This window comes from Leclercia sp. LTM14 (assembly GCF_023736175.1).
Lineage (GTDB): Bacteria > Pseudomonadota > Gammaproteobacteria > Enterobacterales > Enterobacteriaceae > Enterobacter > Enterobacter barmai.
Genome location: NZ_JAIKTT010000001.1, coordinates 509,739 through 525,189 on the forward strand (window position 1 = coordinate 509,739; position 15,451 = coordinate 525,189).

Annotated in this window: 15 protein-coding genes; 5 read left to right on the plus strand and 10 right to left on the minus strand. The window is 58.4% G+C overall.

Translation table 11 applies throughout. From position 1 onward, the window contains the following. Positions 1–50: 50 nt before the first annotated feature. On the minus strand, positions 51–1,277 hold the full coding sequence (locus tag K5I40_RS02450) for a diguanylate phosphodiesterase (RefSeq protein WP_223073772.1): 1,227 nt from the start codon (positions 1,275–1,277) through the stop codon (positions 51–53). 303 nt (positions 1,278–1,580) lie between these two features. Between K5I40_RS02450 and ycgZ the strand changes: the two genes are divergently transcribed. The 5 genes from ycgZ (at position 1,581) to yegS (ending at position 5,855) form a co-directional block, all read left to right on the plus strand. After that, positions 1,581–1,820: a regulatory protein YcgZ gene (gene ycgZ, locus K5I40_RS02455; protein ID WP_223073771.1), complete on the plus strand. Its 240-nt coding sequence runs from the start codon at positions 1,581–1,583 to the stop codon at positions 1,818–1,820. Between the two features lie 136 nt (positions 1,821–1,956). Then, positions 1,957–2,307 (plus strand): hypothetical protein, encoded by a 351-nt coding sequence (locus K5I40_RS02460; RefSeq protein ID WP_251930995.1) that lies wholly within the window; start codon positions 1,957–1,959, stop codon positions 2,305–2,307. 4 nt (positions 2,308–2,311) lie between these two features. Then, complete coding sequence (locus K5I40_RS02465; protein ID WP_072036700.1) at positions 2,312–2,590, plus strand: biofilm development regulator YmgB/AriR family protein; 279 nt, start codon at positions 2,312–2,314, stop codon at positions 2,588–2,590. A 173-nt stretch (positions 2,591–2,763) separates the two neighbouring features. Continuing rightward, positions 2,764–4,125: a tRNA 5-hydroxyuridine modification protein YegQ gene (gene yegQ / locus K5I40_RS02470; protein WP_139563228.1), complete on the plus strand. Its 1,362-nt coding sequence runs from the start codon at positions 2,764–2,766 to the stop codon at positions 4,123–4,125. Positions 4,126–4,955: 830 nt separating this feature from the next. Further along, positions 4,956–5,855, plus strand: coding sequence for a lipid kinase YegS (gene yegS, locus K5I40_RS02475; protein ID WP_138369942.1), 900 nt, complete (start codon positions 4,956–4,958; stop codon positions 5,853–5,855). An 87-nt stretch (positions 5,856–5,942) separates the two neighbouring features. On the opposite strand, the gene K5I40_RS02480 is transcribed toward yegS, so the two are convergent. The 9 genes from K5I40_RS02480 to thiM all read right to left on the minus strand — a co-directional run bounded on the left by K5I40_RS02480 (position 5,943) and on the right by thiM (position 15,445). Continuing rightward, positions 5,943–6,716: an ABC transporter ATP-binding protein gene (locus K5I40_RS02480; protein WP_039031103.1), complete on the minus strand. Its 774-nt coding sequence runs from the start codon at positions 6,714–6,716 to the stop codon at positions 5,943–5,945. Between the two features lie 9 nt (positions 6,717–6,725). Then, positions 6,726–7,589 carry an ABC transporter ATP-binding protein gene (locus K5I40_RS02485; RefSeq protein ID WP_223073990.1) on the minus strand — a complete coding sequence of 288 codons (864 nt, stop codon included), beginning with the start codon at positions 7,587–7,589 and terminating at the stop codon, positions 6,726–6,728. Continuing rightward, entirely contained in the window at positions 7,561–8,466 is a 906-nt protein-coding gene (locus tag K5I40_RS02490; RefSeq protein ID WP_223073770.1) for an ABC transporter permease, read from the minus strand. Before K5I40_RS02490 ends, K5I40_RS02485 begins: the two co-directional genes overlap by 29 nt. Further along, positions 8,463–9,500 carry an ABC transporter permease gene (locus tag K5I40_RS02495; RefSeq protein WP_138369940.1) on the minus strand — a complete coding sequence of 346 codons (1,038 nt, stop codon included), beginning with the start codon at positions 9,498–9,500 and terminating at the stop codon, positions 8,463–8,465. The genes K5I40_RS02490 and K5I40_RS02495 overlap by 4 nt, the downstream gene beginning before the upstream one ends. Next, complete coding sequence (locus K5I40_RS02500; RefSeq protein WP_223073769.1) at positions 9,497–11,113, minus strand: ABC transporter substrate-binding protein; 1,617 nt, start codon at positions 11,111–11,113, stop codon at positions 9,497–9,499. The genes K5I40_RS02495 and K5I40_RS02500 overlap by 4 nt, the downstream gene beginning before the upstream one ends. A gap of 36 nt (positions 11,114–11,149) precedes the next feature. After that, complete coding sequence (locus K5I40_RS02505; protein ID WP_138369938.1) at positions 11,150–12,304, minus strand: mandelate racemase family protein; 1,155 nt, start codon at positions 12,302–12,304, stop codon at positions 11,150–11,152. 402 nt (positions 12,305–12,706) lie between these two features. Beyond that, entirely contained in the window at positions 12,707–13,759 is a 1,053-nt protein-coding gene (gene fbaB / locus K5I40_RS02510; protein ID WP_223073768.1) for a class I fructose-bisphosphate aldolase, read from the minus strand. A gap of 118 nt (positions 13,760–13,877) precedes the next feature. Continuing rightward, on the minus strand, positions 13,878–14,678 hold the full coding sequence (gene thiD, locus K5I40_RS02515; RefSeq protein WP_039031097.1) for a bifunctional hydroxymethylpyrimidine kinase/phosphomethylpyrimidine kinase: 801 nt from the start codon (positions 14,676–14,678) through the stop codon (positions 13,878–13,880). Further along, complete coding sequence (gene thiM, locus K5I40_RS02520) at positions 14,675–15,445, minus strand: hydroxyethylthiazole kinase (RefSeq protein WP_223073767.1); 771 nt, start codon at positions 15,443–15,445, stop codon at positions 14,675–14,677. Before thiM ends, thiD begins: the two co-directional genes overlap by 4 nt. Positions 15,446–15,451: the final 6 nt, after the last annotated feature.

Consider the following 15,451-nt stretch of genomic DNA (forward strand, 5'->3'; position numbering starts at 1 on the left):
GTACAACTCGTTATATTGTACAACAGAATTGTATCACTGCCCGGTGAAGGTTAAAGAAGAACCTCCTCGCGCGGCTCAGGCCACGAAACTGGCGGGATCCCGGCCAGTTCAGGGTGGGCAAACAGGTGCCCCTGGAACTGAGAAACGCCTGCAGATTCGAGCCACATCCACTCTTCCGGCTGCTCGATACCCACTGCGGAGATCAGAATTTCTAAAGCTGTACAACATTTTATGATCGCGAGCACAATCGCCTGCCGCGGTCCGCTCTTGTGAACGTCGCGAATCAGATCGCGATTAATCTTAATTCTGTCTGGCTGGAACTGCGCCAGCAACAGCAGACCGGCAAAACCACCGCCAAAGTGGTCAATCGCCACGCCAATACCTGCGGCTTTTAACTCGCGTACCGCACCGGTGAATTCATCCAGACGGGAGATCACTTCGTGCTCGGTAAACTCCACCACAATCTGCTCTGCCACCAGTCCGTTGGCCTCTATCTCACGAATCAGATAGTCGACCGCGTTGGGAATATTGACCAGCGTCATCGGTAAAAGGTTCACTGACAGGCTCTGTTCACCCAGCCCCAGCTCCTTTGCCATCGCAAAGGCAACGCTCTTGCTTTTGAGGTCGGCTTCATAAACAGCATCCCCTTCCAGCCCCTCAAACCAGCGCTGGGAAGGCTCCCCTTCCGGGGTGCGGATCAGGGCTTCGAGAGAGACAACTTCGCGGGCCAGCGGGTCGATAATCGGCTGGAACGCGAAGCTGCACGACTCGCTGTAACGCCCCGGCAGGGTGCGTACGCTGGGATCGTCGCTGTCAGGAACAAATACCCAGTGGTCCCCTGACGGCAGCTCAAAGTAGTTCTCTTTTTCACTCTCCTCGACGAAGGTTCTGAAGAAGTGCAGCGCCCTGTCGTTATAAAACATCTGGTACTTTGTGGTGCCCTTGTCCAGCACGTTTTGCAGTACTTCGTGACGGTCATAGTGGCGTAAATCAAACAGTTCCATGCCGTACTTGCCGAAGCGCCGGGCGCGGGAATAATCGCACAACAGTTCCACCACGTTGTGGTGACGCGGGTCTTCACAGATCGCGCGGTAAATGGCTCTTACATTCTCCTCAGGTCCTTCGAGCAGCTGAAAAAAGAGCTTGCCAGTAAACAGAAGAATGCCGCTAACCCCGGCTTCTTTGTTTTTTTCATTTGCTGCAACAACCATGTCTTCCAGCACGGTAACCGGTACGTCGTCACGAAAATGACTACGGTAAATGATGGTAGTGAGCATAGGGTTTCCAATAGAGGAGGTGAATGAAAGTCCACAGTATCAGATGGTTCGCTTAACTTCTTATAAGCTTCCCCGGACGAAGTAAATTCCGTCACCTGTACCCGCCATAACGACAAAAATCGTCGACAATGTACAATCTTTTTAGCTTGTTTTACAAATTTTATCTATTTTAACTTACTGAATAATATGGGTTAGCACGTAATGGTAAAAATATATTTGTTAACTTGTACAATTGGTGTGTACAGTATTTACAAGTTAACAAGATATTAACCTTCTAAATACAGCGGATTTCAGGAGTGACATATGCGCGAGAACGGGTACTCACCGAACACAGCCAATGCCATTGCCCAGTACTTTAACAAAGCAAACCAACCCTCCCAGCAGGAGACGCTGGGTCAAATTGTGGTTGAAATTCTACAGGAAGGAAAAATCCTCAATCGAAAAGCCATTTGTACCCGTCTGCTTTACCGGATGGACCAGGCTTCGGTTCGGGAAGAGGAGAGCCGTTATCAGACGCTGGTTGGCCTGCTGTTTGATCGATAAACGATACGCCACAGCATATGATTACCTTGTTTTTTGAGTCAGTTTTTTCTTTGCGACAGATTTTTTATACTGTCACGACAGACTGACTTTATGCCGCATCTCTTCTGCAGGAAGATGCGGCGACAGAGACGTAGTTATGAACAGAAGTGACCATGAACGATTAACTGACGAACTTATTGGCGAAGCTACTCTTTCTTTGCTCAAAGATAACGGCCCCATAAGCATGAAGCTGTTGCTGGAGAGGCTGCAACAGATGTTATCGATTGAGCGGGACGGGCAGCGGCGGAACGTGCTATCCCAAATTATTCTGGAAATTTCAACGATGGTAAGGGTGGCGCCCGGCGTAATACCAAAAGTGAGCAGCAGGAGTGGGACACGGATGGTCGACACAGCAGCAGCAATGTGTATCCCCTGTTTGGCAATAGCCCGCAAGCCAACAGGAATAAGCATTAACTGCACCATTAACTTATTAACTGAACCGGTGTGACACTATGAGCCAGGCTATGCTCCAGAAAAATGACTTTTACGATGAACTGCCCAATGCTGCATTGTCCAACTACTTTCGTAGTGCCGGTGGTTTGCTGGCCGAAGAGTGGGCGCTGCTTCAAACTGTGACAGGCGCCATTCTGGATGCGAAGGAACCGCTGACTAATAAAGCGATTATTTTACGTTTGATCCATGAGATCGAGTCTACGCGCGACGTTGTCCGCGCCGATATCATTCGTAAGACCCTGGAAATTATTGTCGATCATACCCAGGACGACCTCTGATTGCCCCACCCCTGAGCTAAACGCCGACGGTACTGTCCTGCCGTCGGCCTTTACTCACTCAATGGTTTACCTCCCCTTCCCGCAGCGCTACAATGCCCGCCCTTAATGTATGGGATCTCCTCCCGGCGCCCACCCGTGTGCGCATCTGACCTGTCATCAGAACGAGAACAAACATGTTTAAACCGGAACTCCTCTCACCGGCGGGAACGCTGAAAAATATGCGTTACGCTTTCGCCTACGGCGCCGATGCCGTTTATGCGGGCCAGCCGCGCTACTCCCTGCGCGTGCGTAATAACGAATTCAACCACGAGAATCTGCAGCTCGGCATCAACGAAGCCCACGCGCAGGGTAAAAAATTCTACGTGGTGGTGAATATCGCCCCGCATAACGCCAAGCTGAAAACCTTTATCCGCGACCTGAAACCAGTGGTAGAGATGGGCCCTGACGCGCTGATTATGTCGGACCCGGGTTTGATCATGCTGGTGCGGGAGCATTTCCCGGAGATGGACATTCACCTCTCGGTGCAGGCTAATGCCGTGAACTGGGCGACGGTAAAATTCTGGAAACAGATGGGGCTGACCCGGGTGATTCTGTCCCGCGAACTGTCACTGGAAGAGATCGAAGAGATCCGCACCCAGGTGCCGGACATGGAGCTGGAAATTTTCGTCCACGGCGCACTGTGCATGGCCTACTCCGGCCGTTGCCTGCTCTCCGGCTACATCAACAAGCGTGACCCGAACCAGGGCACCTGTACCAACGCCTGCCGCTGGGAATATAACGTCCAGGAAGGCAAGCAGGATGAGGTGGGCAATATCGTGCACAAGCACGAGCCTATTCCGGTGCAGAACATTGAGCCGACGCTGGGCATCGGGGCGCCTACCGACAGCGTGTTTATGATTGAAGAGGCCCAGCGCCCGGGTGAATACATGACCGCGTTCGAAGACGAGCACGGCACCTACATCATGAACTCCAAAGATCTGCGCGCCATCGCCCACGTAGAGCGCCTGACCCAGATGGGCGTGCACTCCCTGAAGATCGAAGGCCGCACCAAGTCCTACTACTATTGCGCGCGTACCGCCCAGGTCTATCGCCAGGCGATTGACGACGCGGCGGCAGGCAAACCCTTCGACAGCACCCTGCTGCAAACTCTGGAAGGGCTGGCGCATCGCGGCTACACCGAGGGCTTCCTGCGTCGCCACACCCATGACGACTACCAGAACTACGAATACGGCCACTCCGTTTCCGATCGCCAGCAGTTTGTCGGCGAGTTCACCGGCGAGCGCAAGGGCAACCTCGCGGCGGTGGCGGTTAAAAACAAGTTTCTCGTGGGCAACAGCCTGGAGTTGATGACCCCACAGGGCAACATCAACTTTACTCTGGAGCATATGGTGAACGGCAAAGGCGAGTCGGTCTCCGTCGCGCCGGGCGACGGTCATACCGTCTGGCTGCCGGTACCGGAAGAGATCAACCTGGAATACGCGCTGCTGATGCGTAACTTTGACGGCGAAAACACCCAAGCGCCGCACGCTAAGTAGTGAAAAGGGGTTATTTTTTGGTATGAGATGATTCTTAGAATTCGATCACATACCGCTGCGTTTGATGCGGGTATTATTGCAGGCGCTGAAAAACATAACCCATAAATGCTAGCTGTACCAGGAACCACCTCCTTAGCCTGAGTAATCTCCCTTACGCAGGCTAATTTTTTTTGTCTGAAATTCCCCCTCTCCTCTCTTTCTGCGCATCTGACGTACTATTGCCCCCCCTTAACGTAAATTTGTTTCTATTTACGACGAGAAGCCCCTTTAATTATCAATTTATTAAAGGCAGGGTATTCATACACATATCAGATGCTATTCTTCTTACGAATGAAATTTCACTTAAGGAGAAGGAGGAGATATATGTACTGGGTGGTTGAAAACAGGATGGTTTGCCCTCGTACTGGAACAATTTTTATACACGTACTCACCGTTAAAAATCTCAGGCTGATAATCTGGTATAAAGGAGATTACTTTATCAGCACCGGATCGGTTCTTGTCACCAGCCCCTTCGGAATTGCTATAGATGGCAAAATCAGAGCGTTACACATCCTTCGAACATTCCCCTATACATCAAAACTTTGGTCCTCATTTGTTGAAAGCTCAGGCTGCCCCGGCAACGAGGGTGGGCTGATTATCCGCTGTCCATATCGCCAGCACTGTATGTTCGCGTTATGTCCTTATGGCGCACTACCGACCTAAACCGTCTGGACCGAGTGGCGTAAACCCGAGCTCGCCACTCATTTAATTTCTCGCCTTTCATCCTCTTCTTACCCGCTTTTTCCCGCGCTGCGATACACTTCTTGAAGATCAGCACAGGAGCAACGTGGATGGCGACCTATCCGGCAAGTTTATTAATTCTCAATGGTAAAAGCGCGGGCAACGATCTGTTGCGCGAGGCGGTGACACTGTTACGCGACGAAGGTGTTCATATCCACGTGCGCGTGACCTGGGAAAAAGGCGACGCGGCGCGCTATATCGACGAAGCCCGCACCCTCGGCGTCGAGACGGTGATTGCAGGCGGCGGCGATGGCACCATCAACGAGGTAGCGACCGCATTGATTAATCTGCAGGGCGACCACCGTCCTGCGCTGGGCATTCTGCCGCTCGGCACCGCCAACGATTTTGCCACCAGCGCCGGGATCCCGGAGGCGCTCGATAAGGCACTACAGTTGGCGATTGCCGGTAAAGCCACGGCGGTGGATATTGCCCGGGTGAACGACGAAACCTGCTTTATTAATATGGCTACCGGCGGGTTTGGCACCCGCATTACCAGTGAAACGCCGGAAAAGCTGAAAGCGGCGCTGGGCGGCGTTTCGTACCTGATTCACGGCCTGTCTCGACTGGATACCCTGAAACCTGATCTGTGTGAAATCCGCGGCGAGAACTTCCACTGGCAGGGTAACGCGCTGGTGATTGGTATCGGCAATGGCCGTCAGGCGGGCGGCGGGCAGCAGCTGTGCCCGGACGCGCTGATCAACGACGGGCTGCTCGGGGTACGTATCATTACCGGCGATGAACTGCTCCCGGCGCTGTTCACCACCCTGACCAAAGCGGAGGACAGCCCGCATCTGGTGGATGGACAGTCGGCGTGGTTTGAAATCCAGGCTCCGCACGGGATGACCTTTAATCTCGATGGCGAACCGCTGAGCGGCGACCGTTTCCGCATCGCGCTCCTGCCAGGGGCGATCCAGTGCCGGCTGCCGCCGGATTGTCCGCTTCTGCGCTGAGTGTTGCCCGGCGGCGCTGCGCTTGCGCGGGCCTACGGGTTTCGTAGGCCGGGTAAGGCGAAGCCGCCACCCGGCAAACAAACCGCACTAATATACCGCCACCTCCCTCGCCATCTCGCGGGAATACTGCTGGCTGGCGTTGACCAGCATCCGGGTGTAATCGGTTCTGGCCTGCCCTGCCACCAGATCGTCCACCGTCAGGGTTTCGAGGATCTTGCCGTACTGCATCACCGCCACCTTCTGGCACAGATGGGCAATCACCCCGAGATCGTGGGTCACCATCAGATAGGTGAGTTTCGACTCGCGCTGCAGCTCCGCCAGCAGGTTTAAGATCTCCGCCTGTACCGACACATCCAGCGCCGAGGTGGGTTCATCGAGCAGCAGCACCTGCGGCTCCAGGATCAGCGCCCGGGCAATCGCCACGCGCTGGCGCTGGCCGCCGGAAAGCTGATGCGGATAGCGATCGCGGAAGGCACGATTGAGGCCCACCTTATCCAGCAGGGCGTGAATGCGCCGATCCCGGTCGTTGATGCCGTGAATTTGCAGCGGCTCTTCCAGAATATCGCCGATGGTGTGCCGGGGGTGCAGCGAACCGTAAGGGTCCTGAAACACCATCTGCACCAGACGGCAGCGCTGGGGGCTGATGCGCCGCTCCAGCGGCTGGCCGTTTATCGCCAGCGCCCCTTCCCAGTGGGTGAACAGCCCCGCCAGGCATTTCAGCACCGTGGTTTTACCGGAACCCGACTCCCCCACCAGGCCGTAAATCTCCCCCGGCTGGACGTTGATATTGACGTCGTACAGAACCTGGCTGCGTTTTTCCCCTTCACCGAAGGCCAGATTCAGGTTTTTTACCTCGATCATCGTTGCTCCTTATTCGGTCAGCCAGCTGGCCTGACGCTGCAGTACCGGCAGCACCGGGCGGCGGCGGTTCATCTCTGGCAGGGCGTTAATCAGCCCCTGCGTATAGGGGTGCTGCGCATTGTGCAGATCGCAGGCGGCAATGGACTCCACCACCCGCCCGGCGTACATCACCAGCACCCGGTCGCAGAAGCTGCGCACCAGGTTGATGTCGTGGCTGATAAAAATCAGCCCCAGCCCGCGGGACTGGACCAGGTCGTCCAGCAATCCCAGCACCTGCAGCCGCACCGAGACGTCCAGCGCCGAGGTAGGCTCATCGGCGATCACCAGCTCCGGGTCGGTGATCAGCATCATGGCGATCATGATGCGCTGCCCCTGCCCGCCGGAGATCTCGTGCGGGTAAAGGTGATAAACCCGATCCGGCTGGCGAATGCGCACCACGTCCAGCATCTCCAGCACTTTGGCTTTAGCCTCTGCCCTGCGCCCCGGATGATGCGTCAGCCAGGCTTCGGCAATCTGATCCCCGACGCACACCACCGGGTTGAGGGAGTATTTCGGGTCCTGCATGATCATCGAGATGCGCTTGCCGCGAATGCCGCGCATCTGCGCCTCGCTGACGGTGCGTAAATCGACGTCGCCAAACTGCATCCGCGTGGCGGCGATCTGCGCCTTCGCCGGATGCAGACGCAGCAGCGCCCGCCCGACGGTGGATTTCCCGGAGCCCGACTCGCCGACTATCGCCAGCTTCTCCCGGCCCAGCTGAAAGGAGACGCCGCGCACCGCGTTGGTGACCGCGCGTCCGTTGATAAAGTCGACGTGCAGATCGCGCACGTCGAGCAGCGGCACATCAGTTGCTGCGAGGATCGAGGATGTCACGTAAGCCATCTCCTAAGAAGTTGAACGCCAGGCTGTTAATCAGGATCGCCAGCCCCGGAATAGTCACTACCCACCAGCACTCCATCATGTAGGTGCGCCCGCTGGAGATCATCGCCCCCCACTCCGGCTCCGGCGGCTGTGCGCCAAGGCCAAGGAAGCCAAGCCCGGCGGCGGTCAGGATGATCCCCGCCATGTTCATGGTGATACGAATAATCACCGACGGCAGGCACAGCGGCACGATGTGACGCCACAGCACCCGTACCGGAGACGCCCCCTGCAGACGCACGGCGGAGATAAAATCGGCCTGGCGCAGGGAGAGGGTTTCGGCACGCGCCAGACGGGCAATCGGCGGCCAGGCGGTGATCGTAATGGCGATCACCACGTGTTCCAGCCCCGGGCCGAGCGCTGCGACAAACGCCAGCGCCAGCACCAGGCTCGGGAAGGAGATAAAGATATCGGTGACGCGCATCAGGACCGCATCCACCTTGCCGCCAAAGTACCCGGCGGTGACGCCCAGCAGCAGCCCCAGCGGGCCGACGGTGACCGACACCAGCAGCACGATATAGAGCGTGATGCGCGAGCCGTACACCAGGCGGCTGAAGATATCCCGGCCAAACTCGTCGGTGCCGAACCAGTGCTGCGCGTTCGGCGCCACTAGGGCGTTATTCAGATCCTGCACCAGCGGGTTGTAGGGGGCGATCCAGGGCGCGAAGGCGGCGACGATCAGCAGCAGCAGGATGATGCCGCCGCCGATGGCCGTCAGCGGGTTGCGCGCCATCTGCCCGGCAAAGCCGAAGCCGCGGCGGGCCATGCGCGCCAGGCGCTGGCGTCCTTCGCTGCGAACGCCTTGCAGCGGTGTATCCAGAGAAACGGTCATGATTTCGTCCTCGGGTCGAAGAGTTGATACAGCATGTCGGAGAGCAGGTTGAGCATCACGAAGATCATCCCCACCAGCAGGACGCAGCCCATCACCGCGTTCATATCGCCCAGCAGCAGGCTGCCGGTAAGATAGGAGCCAAAGCCCGGCCAGGAGAAGACGGTTTCAATCAGCACCGCCCCTTCCAGCAGCGAGCCGTAGGCCAGGGCCACCACCGTCAGCAGCTGCACGAGGATGTTGCGAAACGCGTGGTTCCAGATCACCTGACGCTCGGTTAAGCCTTTCACCCGGGCGGTGATGATGAACTCCTGGGACAGCTGGGCCAGCATAAAGCTGCGGGTCATACGGCTGATGTAGGCCAGGGAGTGGAAGCCCAGCAGCGAGGCGGGCAGCACCAGGTGGTTAATGGCGTTCCAGAACACCGCGCTGTTGCCTGCCAGCAGGGCATCGACGGTCATCAGCCCGGTGCGGCGCGGCACAATGCCATCCAGCCCTAAATCCAGCCGTCCGGCGCCGCCCACCCAGCCGAGCCAGGCGTAGAACAGCAACAGCCCCATCATCCCTACCCAGAAGATCGGCGTGGAGTAACCGGCGAGGCTGATGATGCGCACCACGTAATCCGAGACGCTGTTACGACGCGCCGCCGCCAGCACCCCCAGCGGGACCCCTAAACCGGCCCCGACGATAATCGCCATGGTGGCCAGCTCAAGGGTCGCCGGGAAGACGCGCAGAATGTCGTCCAGCACCGGTTTGCCGGTCAGCAGGGCGTTGCCAAAATCGCCGTGCAGCAGGTTGTTGAGGTAGATCCCAAACTGGGTCAGGAGGGATTTATCAAAGCCCAGCTGCTGGTAGACCTGCTGATAGGTGCTCTGGTCGGCATCCGGGCCGACAATCGCCAGCACCGGATCCACCGGCATCACTCGGCCAATGAAAAAGGTCAGCACCAGCAGGCCGAACAGCGTCACCAGCACCTGGGTTAAGCGCTTTGAAAAACGCCGGGTGCGGGAGCCTGGGGCGAGTATCGCTACACTCATTTTTCACCTCCGGTTTTGTACACTTCCCGCAGGAAGGTGGTGGCGGACGGATGCGACTGGAAGTTTTTCACCTCGTTACGCACCACCACCGAATCAACCATCTGCGACAGCGGGATCAGCGCCGGGATCAGCTGGTCATAGCGCACCTGGATCTGCTGGTAGTCGGCGATTTGCTTTTGCGGATCGCGCTCCAGCAGGGCCTTGTCGATCATCTCGTTCAGCGGCTTGTCGTAGAAACTGGTACGCCAGCCCTGGAAGTTGGTCAGCCGGGCCTCGTCGCTGTTGTCGGGGTTGTAGACCAGCGCCCGCAGGCTGGAGTGCGGATGCGGCTCCACGCCGCTGCCGCCGCGCCCGACCAGCATGTCGAACTTACGCTCGCGCATCGCGCCGTAGATCTGGTTCCCGGTGCCGGTGATGATTTTGGCGTTGATCCCCGCCTGCATCAGGGTGGACTGCACGGCGATGGCGATATTGAGGAACGGCTGATCCGCCAGCACCCGCAGGGTAGTGTCGAACCCTTCCGGGTAGCCCGCTTCCGCCAGCAGCTTTTTAGCGCGCGGGATATCGAGTTTGTAGCCCGGGTCCGGCAGCGTCGACGGCATTCCCGCCTTGATGGGCCGCTGGTGCAGCACGCCGTAGCCCGGCATCAGCGCCTTGTTGATCCCCTGATAGTCAATGAGATAGCGTACCGCTTCGCGCACCTTCGGGTTGGCGAAGTGCGCCTCCTTCATGCTCATCGCCACGTAATAGACCGTCCCCTTCTGCACGGCTTCTACCGTCAGCTGCGGATCCTTACGCAGGGCGTTAATGTCGGCCACCGCCATGTTGCTGGCGATATCCAGATCGCCCTTCTCCACCATCAGGCGCAGGGTCTGCGACTCCTGGAAGTGGCGCAACACCACGCGATTCATCTTCGGCTCTTCCCGCCAGTATTTCGGGTTTGAGCGCATGCGCAGCACGTCTTTTGCCTGCCAGGTCTCCAGCATAAACGGCCCGGAACCGGCTTCGTTGGTGGTCAGCCAGCGGTTGCCCCAGTCGCTGTTCACCTCGTGGCTGAGGACCGTTTTGCGATCCAGCACGCCAAGATTGCCCAGCGCGCCGAGAGAGTAGATCACCAGCTGCGGATCGTTGGCCTTCGGCAGGGTGAGCTGCACGGTGTAGTCATCCAGGGCTTTCACCTGCTGGTCGATGTTCTTCTTAGAAAACCCGTAGGACTTCCACACCGAGGCCTGGGCGAGGTTCAGATGCAGCAGGCGACGCATGGACCACACCACGTCTTCGGCAGTAAGCGGGTTGCCGGAGTGGAAGGTCACGTTATCGCGCAGGTGGAAGGTCAGGGTTTTGCCGTCCGGCGAGATGTCCCAGGATTTCGCCAGCGCCGGTTTGACGTTGGTGAGCGTGTTGGGATCGAGTTCCACCAGCGAATCGTAGAGATTGACCACAATGCCAACCACCTCGTTGCCGGTCATCGCGGCCGGATCGAGGGTCAGCAGGTTGTTCATGTTCATACCGATGATGAGCTGATCGGGCGGCGTTTTTGCATACGCCGCGCCGCTCCCCATCATCAGCGAGAGCGCGAGTAAACACGCCCCGGTGAGGGAGTTTTTCTTCATCTGTGTATACCGTTTGTAGGGTAGAAGTTTTATTTATCAGTCGTGGCTGAGGGTATTGGCTTCGATATACGCAAAATTAATGTCTTCGCCCAGTCCCGGGCGATCCGGCAGGCTGACCATGCCGTTTTCATCCATCGGGTCGATGAGGCTGTGCAGATATGCCGCGGGCTCGTCGTAGTCGAGGAACGGATGCAGCAGACCGCGTTCGTACCAGCGGCAGTTTTTAATAGCGCCGATCACCGCCAGGCTGGCCGCGCCGTTGCCGTGCACTTCGCAGTCCATGCCGAACGACTCGGCGAGGTTGGCTACCTTCAGGGTTGGCGAGATGCCGCCTACGCCATTGGCGCCCGCACGCAGGATGTCGCACGCTCCGGCTCTTACCCAGTCGGCGCGGCTGTGGTGCTTGCCGCCCAGGCTCTCCGGCCCGACGATGGGAATGGAGAGGTTTTCAGCCAGCCAGGCGTAGGAGGCCATGCTCTCCTCTTCCATCGGCTCTTCAAACCAGGCGAAATTGAGTTTTTCCAGCTCTTTACCGATCCACAGCGCTTCCGCACGGCTGTACCAGTGATAGCCGTCGATCATCAGGTCGATATCCGGCCCGACCGCCTCACGCACCGCAGCGCAGGCTTTGATATCCATCTTCGGGTTCGGCGCGAAAGAGACCGGCGGCATCCAGGTGTGGAGCTTGATGGCCTTGTAGCCGCGGGCGACCAGGGTTTCAGCGAAGCTGGCGTACTCTTCCGGGGTAGAGAGTCCGCCCGGCAGGTCGTCGCCGCACATGGTGCTGCCGTAGGCAGGCACTTTGTCGCGGTAGCCGCCCAGCAGCTTCCAGACCGGCATATTGAGCTTGCGGCCAATCAGATCCCACAGCGCCTGCTCAACGAAGCCCAGCGCGCGTTCGGTCAGCTGATGGGCGCTGCCGCGCTGCCAGTGGGCCAGCTCCTGCCAGATCTTTTCGCGGTTAAAGGCGTCCTGGCCGATCAGCACCTTACGGAAGAAGGTGTTGACCACAAAAGGGCGCACCACTTCCGGCGGTGCAAAAGAGTACCCTTTGGTGCCATCGTCTGCGGTAATGGTCAGCATCGCCATTTTAGCCAGGCTTTCCGGCCCCGGATGAGAGTGCCCGGCGCTGTCGGAAACCCGGCGGGTGGGATACTGAAAGACGGTGACGTTTACGGATTCGATTTTCATTTTTTGTCCTTAAAACTGCGTAGGTTCAGCGTGTTCTTTCATTTTGAAAAGCCGTTTCGAATCTAACTTTAAGCGCAAAATTCATCCACTGCCTTAGACAAATTCCGCTAAGCGTCGACCGTTTTTTGTGCATCTGCACGGGGGCGAGTGATACTTTTCACAAAAGAGAGGGGAAATGTGAGGTAGATCGGGATGGATGTTTGAATGAAATGAATGGGGTTCCGATCATGTCCGGAGGGGGACAAATCCCCTCACCCCGGCCCTCTCCCCAAAGGGGCGAGGGAGAAAAGACGGCTCCGGAGAGTCCCCTCTCCCCAAAGTGGCGAGAGGGAAAAGACGCCACCGGACAGTCCCCTCTCCCCTATGGGGAGAGGGTTAGGGTGAGGGGAGAGGGGTTAGGGATTACGCGATAGTCACCTTCTTATCCAGATAGACGTCCTGCACCGCATTTATCAGCTTCACGCCGTCCGCCATCGATTTTTTAAACGCCTTACGACCGAGGATCAGCCCCATGCCGCCCGCGCGTTTATTGATAACGGCCGTGCGCACCGCATCGGTGAGATCGGTATCGCCCCCCGCTGCACCGCCGGAGTTGATGAGCCCCGCGCGCCCCATATAGCAGTTCGCCAGCTGGTAGCGCACCAGATCGATAGGGTTGTCGCTGGTCAGTTTGCTGTAGACCCGATCGTCGGTATAGCCAAACTTGACCGCCTTATAGCCGCCATTATTTTCGGCCATTTTCTGCTTCACAATATCCGCCCCGATGGTGGCCGCCAGATGGTTGGCCTGTCCGGTTAAATCGGCGGAAACGTGGTAATCCGTGCCGTCTTTATTAAAGGCCGGGTTACGCAGATAGGCCCACAGCACCGTCACCATTCCTAACTCATGGGCGCGCTCAAAGGCGGCGGAGATCTCCTCAATCTGACGGCGCGACTGCTCTGAGCCGAAATAGATGGTCGCCCCGACCGCCACCGCGCCCATGTTGAACGCCTGCTCGACGCTGGCATAGAGGGTCTGGTCATATTCGGTTGGATAGCTCAGGGTTTCGTTGTGGTTGAGCTTGACCAGGAACGGAATGCGGTGCGCATAGCGCCGGGAGACCGACGCCAGCACGCCGTAGGTGGAGGCCACACAGTTGCAGCCAGCTTCAATCGCCAGTTCAACGATGTTCTTCGGATCAAAATAGAGCGGGTTGGCGGCAAACGACGCACCGGCCGAGTGCTCCACCCCCTGGTCCACCGGCAGGATCGACAGATAGCCGGTTCCGCCCAGACGCCCGGTGTTATACAGCGTCTGCATATTTCGCAGTACCGCTGGCGGGCGGTTGTTGTCGATCATCACGCGGTCGACGTAGTCGTGGCCAGGCAGATAGAGCTGGTCGGCTGGAATAGTCATACAACGATGCTGTAACAGGCTGTCGGCGTCTTTGCCAAGCAACTGCGCAATATCAGTCATAGTTTTGCTCCCCTTAGTGCCGACAGGCTGTCGGCATGTTTTCTCCAGGCTCACAGGATTGCGAGCCCCCTAAGCCTGGTCTGTGGGTAGCGAATTTTCCAGCTATGGGCGGTAACCTTTACCACCACGCATGGAAATGGTGGACCGGACCCATGCCCTGCCCCACTTCCAGCGTGTCCGCCTGCGCCAGCGCGCAGGAGAGCCAGGTTTTGGCCTCGCGCACCGTATCCGCCCAGCTATCGTGACGCGGGCGCAGCGCAGCCAGCGCGGCCGAGAGGGTGCAGCCGGTGCCGTGGGTATTTTTGGTCTTCACGCGCGGGGCGGTAAAGCGCACCGTTCCGTCGCGGGTGAACAGCCAGTCGGGGCTTTCGGGATCGTCAAGATGCCCGCCCTTCATCAGCACCGCTTCACACCCCATCGCCAGCAGGGCATAACCCTGCTCTTTCATCTCCTGTTCGCTGCGGGCGTGAGGGGCGTCGAGCAGCGCTGCGGCTTCGGGCAGGTTTGGCGTGATCAGCGCCACCTGCGGCAACAGCTTTTTACGTAGCGTTTCGACGGCAGAAGGTGAAAGCAGCGGGTCGCCGCTTTTCGCCAGCATCACCGTGTCCAGCACTACGTTTTTAACCTGATGACGCAGCAGCTGCTCCGCCACGGCCTCGACGATATCGGTTTCGGCCAGCATGCCGATCTTGGTGGTGTCGATGCGCACATCGCTGAACACCGATTCCAGCTGCGCCGCCACAAAATCGGGTTCAATACGATAGACCGACTGCACTCCGCGGGTATTCTGTGCCACCAGGGCGGTGATCACCGAGCAGCCATACGCCCCCAGCGCCGAGAAGGTTTTCAGGTCGGCCTGGATCCCGGCGCCGCCGCTTGGGTCGGTGCCGGCAATGGTCAGGGCATTAATGCGTTTCATTGTTGCGCCCCCAGTTCCCACAGGGCATCCAGAAACGCCGTGGCAAAACTGCCCGGTCCGCGGCTTTGGGCTGCCGCAAGGGTTCCGGCCCGTTTCATCCAGCCGCAGGCCGCCGCGATGGTTTCCAGCCGGTCGCCCGGCAGTGAACAGCTGGCCGCCACTACCGCCGACAGCGCGCAGCCGGTGCCCACCACCCGGGTCATCATCGGATCGCCCCCGGTAACCGTCTGGGTGCGCAGCCCGTCGGTGACGTAATCCACCTCCCCCGTCACTACCACGATGGCTTTGGTTTGCCGCGCCAGCGCCTGGGCCGCAGGCAGCGCGCTGGCCGCCGTATCGGTGGTGTCCACGCCGCGTCCCCCCGCGCTCATCCCGGCAAGGGCGAGGATTTCCGAGGCATTGCCGCGAATGGCCGCCGGTTTGAGGACGAGGATCTGCTGACAGAACCGGGTGCGGTACCCCAGCGCGCCGACGGCTACCGGATCGAGCACCCAGGGTTTACCGACGGCAACCGCACTCTCAATGGCCCGACGCATCGCCTGGGCGCGCGACGCGGTTAACGTCCCGACGTTAATCAGCAGCGCATCAGCAACAGCAGAGAATTGTTCCGCCTCTTCGGCTTCTATCACCATCGCCGGTGACGCGCCAAGTGCCAGCAACACGTTGGCGGTAAAGGTCTGCACGACGTCGTTGGTCATACAGTGGGTGAGCGGAGAACGGGTTCGGAAGTGGTGTAAGGCGTGTAAATTGAGCAGGTCAGGCTGCATGGTATC

Bases quoted from the DNA above. Each gene is read 5' to 3' on its own strand.
- yegQ (WP_139563228.1), top strand. From the start codon at position 2,764: ATGTTTAAACCGGAACTCCTCTCACCGGCGGGAACGCTGAAAAATATG.
- K5I40_RS02505 (WP_138369938.1), bottom strand. From the start codon at position 12,304: ATGAAAATCGAATCCGTAAACGTCACCGTCTTTCAGTATCCCACCCGC.
- fbaB (WP_223073768.1), bottom strand. From the start codon at position 13,759: ATGACTGATATTGCGCAGTTGCTTGGCAAAGACGCCGACAGCCTGTTA.
- K5I40_RS02460 (WP_251930995.1), top strand. From the start codon at position 1,957: ATGAACAGAAGTGACCATGAACGATTAACTGACGAACTTATTGGCGAA.
- thiD (WP_039031097.1), bottom strand. From the start codon at position 14,678: ATGAAACGCATTAATGCCCTGACCATTGCCGGCACCGACCCAAGCGGC.
- yegS (WP_138369942.1), top strand. From the start codon at position 4,956: ATGGCGACCTATCCGGCAAGTTTATTAATTCTCAATGGTAAAAGCGCG.
- K5I40_RS02500 (WP_223073769.1), bottom strand. From the start codon at position 11,113: ATGAAGAAAAACTCCCTCACCGGGGCGTGTTTACTCGCGCTCTCGCTG.
- K5I40_RS02465 (WP_072036700.1), top strand. From the start codon at position 2,312: ATGAGCCAGGCTATGCTCCAGAAAAATGACTTTTACGATGAACTGCCC.
- K5I40_RS02495 (WP_138369940.1), bottom strand. From the start codon at position 9,500: ATGAGTGTAGCGATACTCGCCCCAGGCTCCCGCACCCGGCGTTTTTCA.
- K5I40_RS02490 (WP_223073770.1), bottom strand. From the start codon at position 8,466: ATGACCGTTTCTCTGGATACACCGCTGCAAGGCGTTCGCAGCGAAGGA.
- ycgZ (WP_223073771.1), top strand. From the start codon at position 1,581: ATGCGCGAGAACGGGTACTCACCGAACACAGCCAATGCCATTGCCCAG.
- K5I40_RS02480 (WP_039031103.1), bottom strand. From the start codon at position 6,716: ATGATCGAGGTAAAAAACCTGAATCTGGCCTTCGGTGAAGGGGAAAAA.
- K5I40_RS02450 (WP_223073772.1), bottom strand. From the start codon at position 1,277: ATGCTCACTACCATCATTTACCGTAGTCATTTTCGTGACGACGTACCG.
- thiM (WP_223073767.1), bottom strand. From the start codon at position 15,445: ATGCAGCCTGACCTGCTCAATTTACACGCCTTACACCACTTCCGAACC.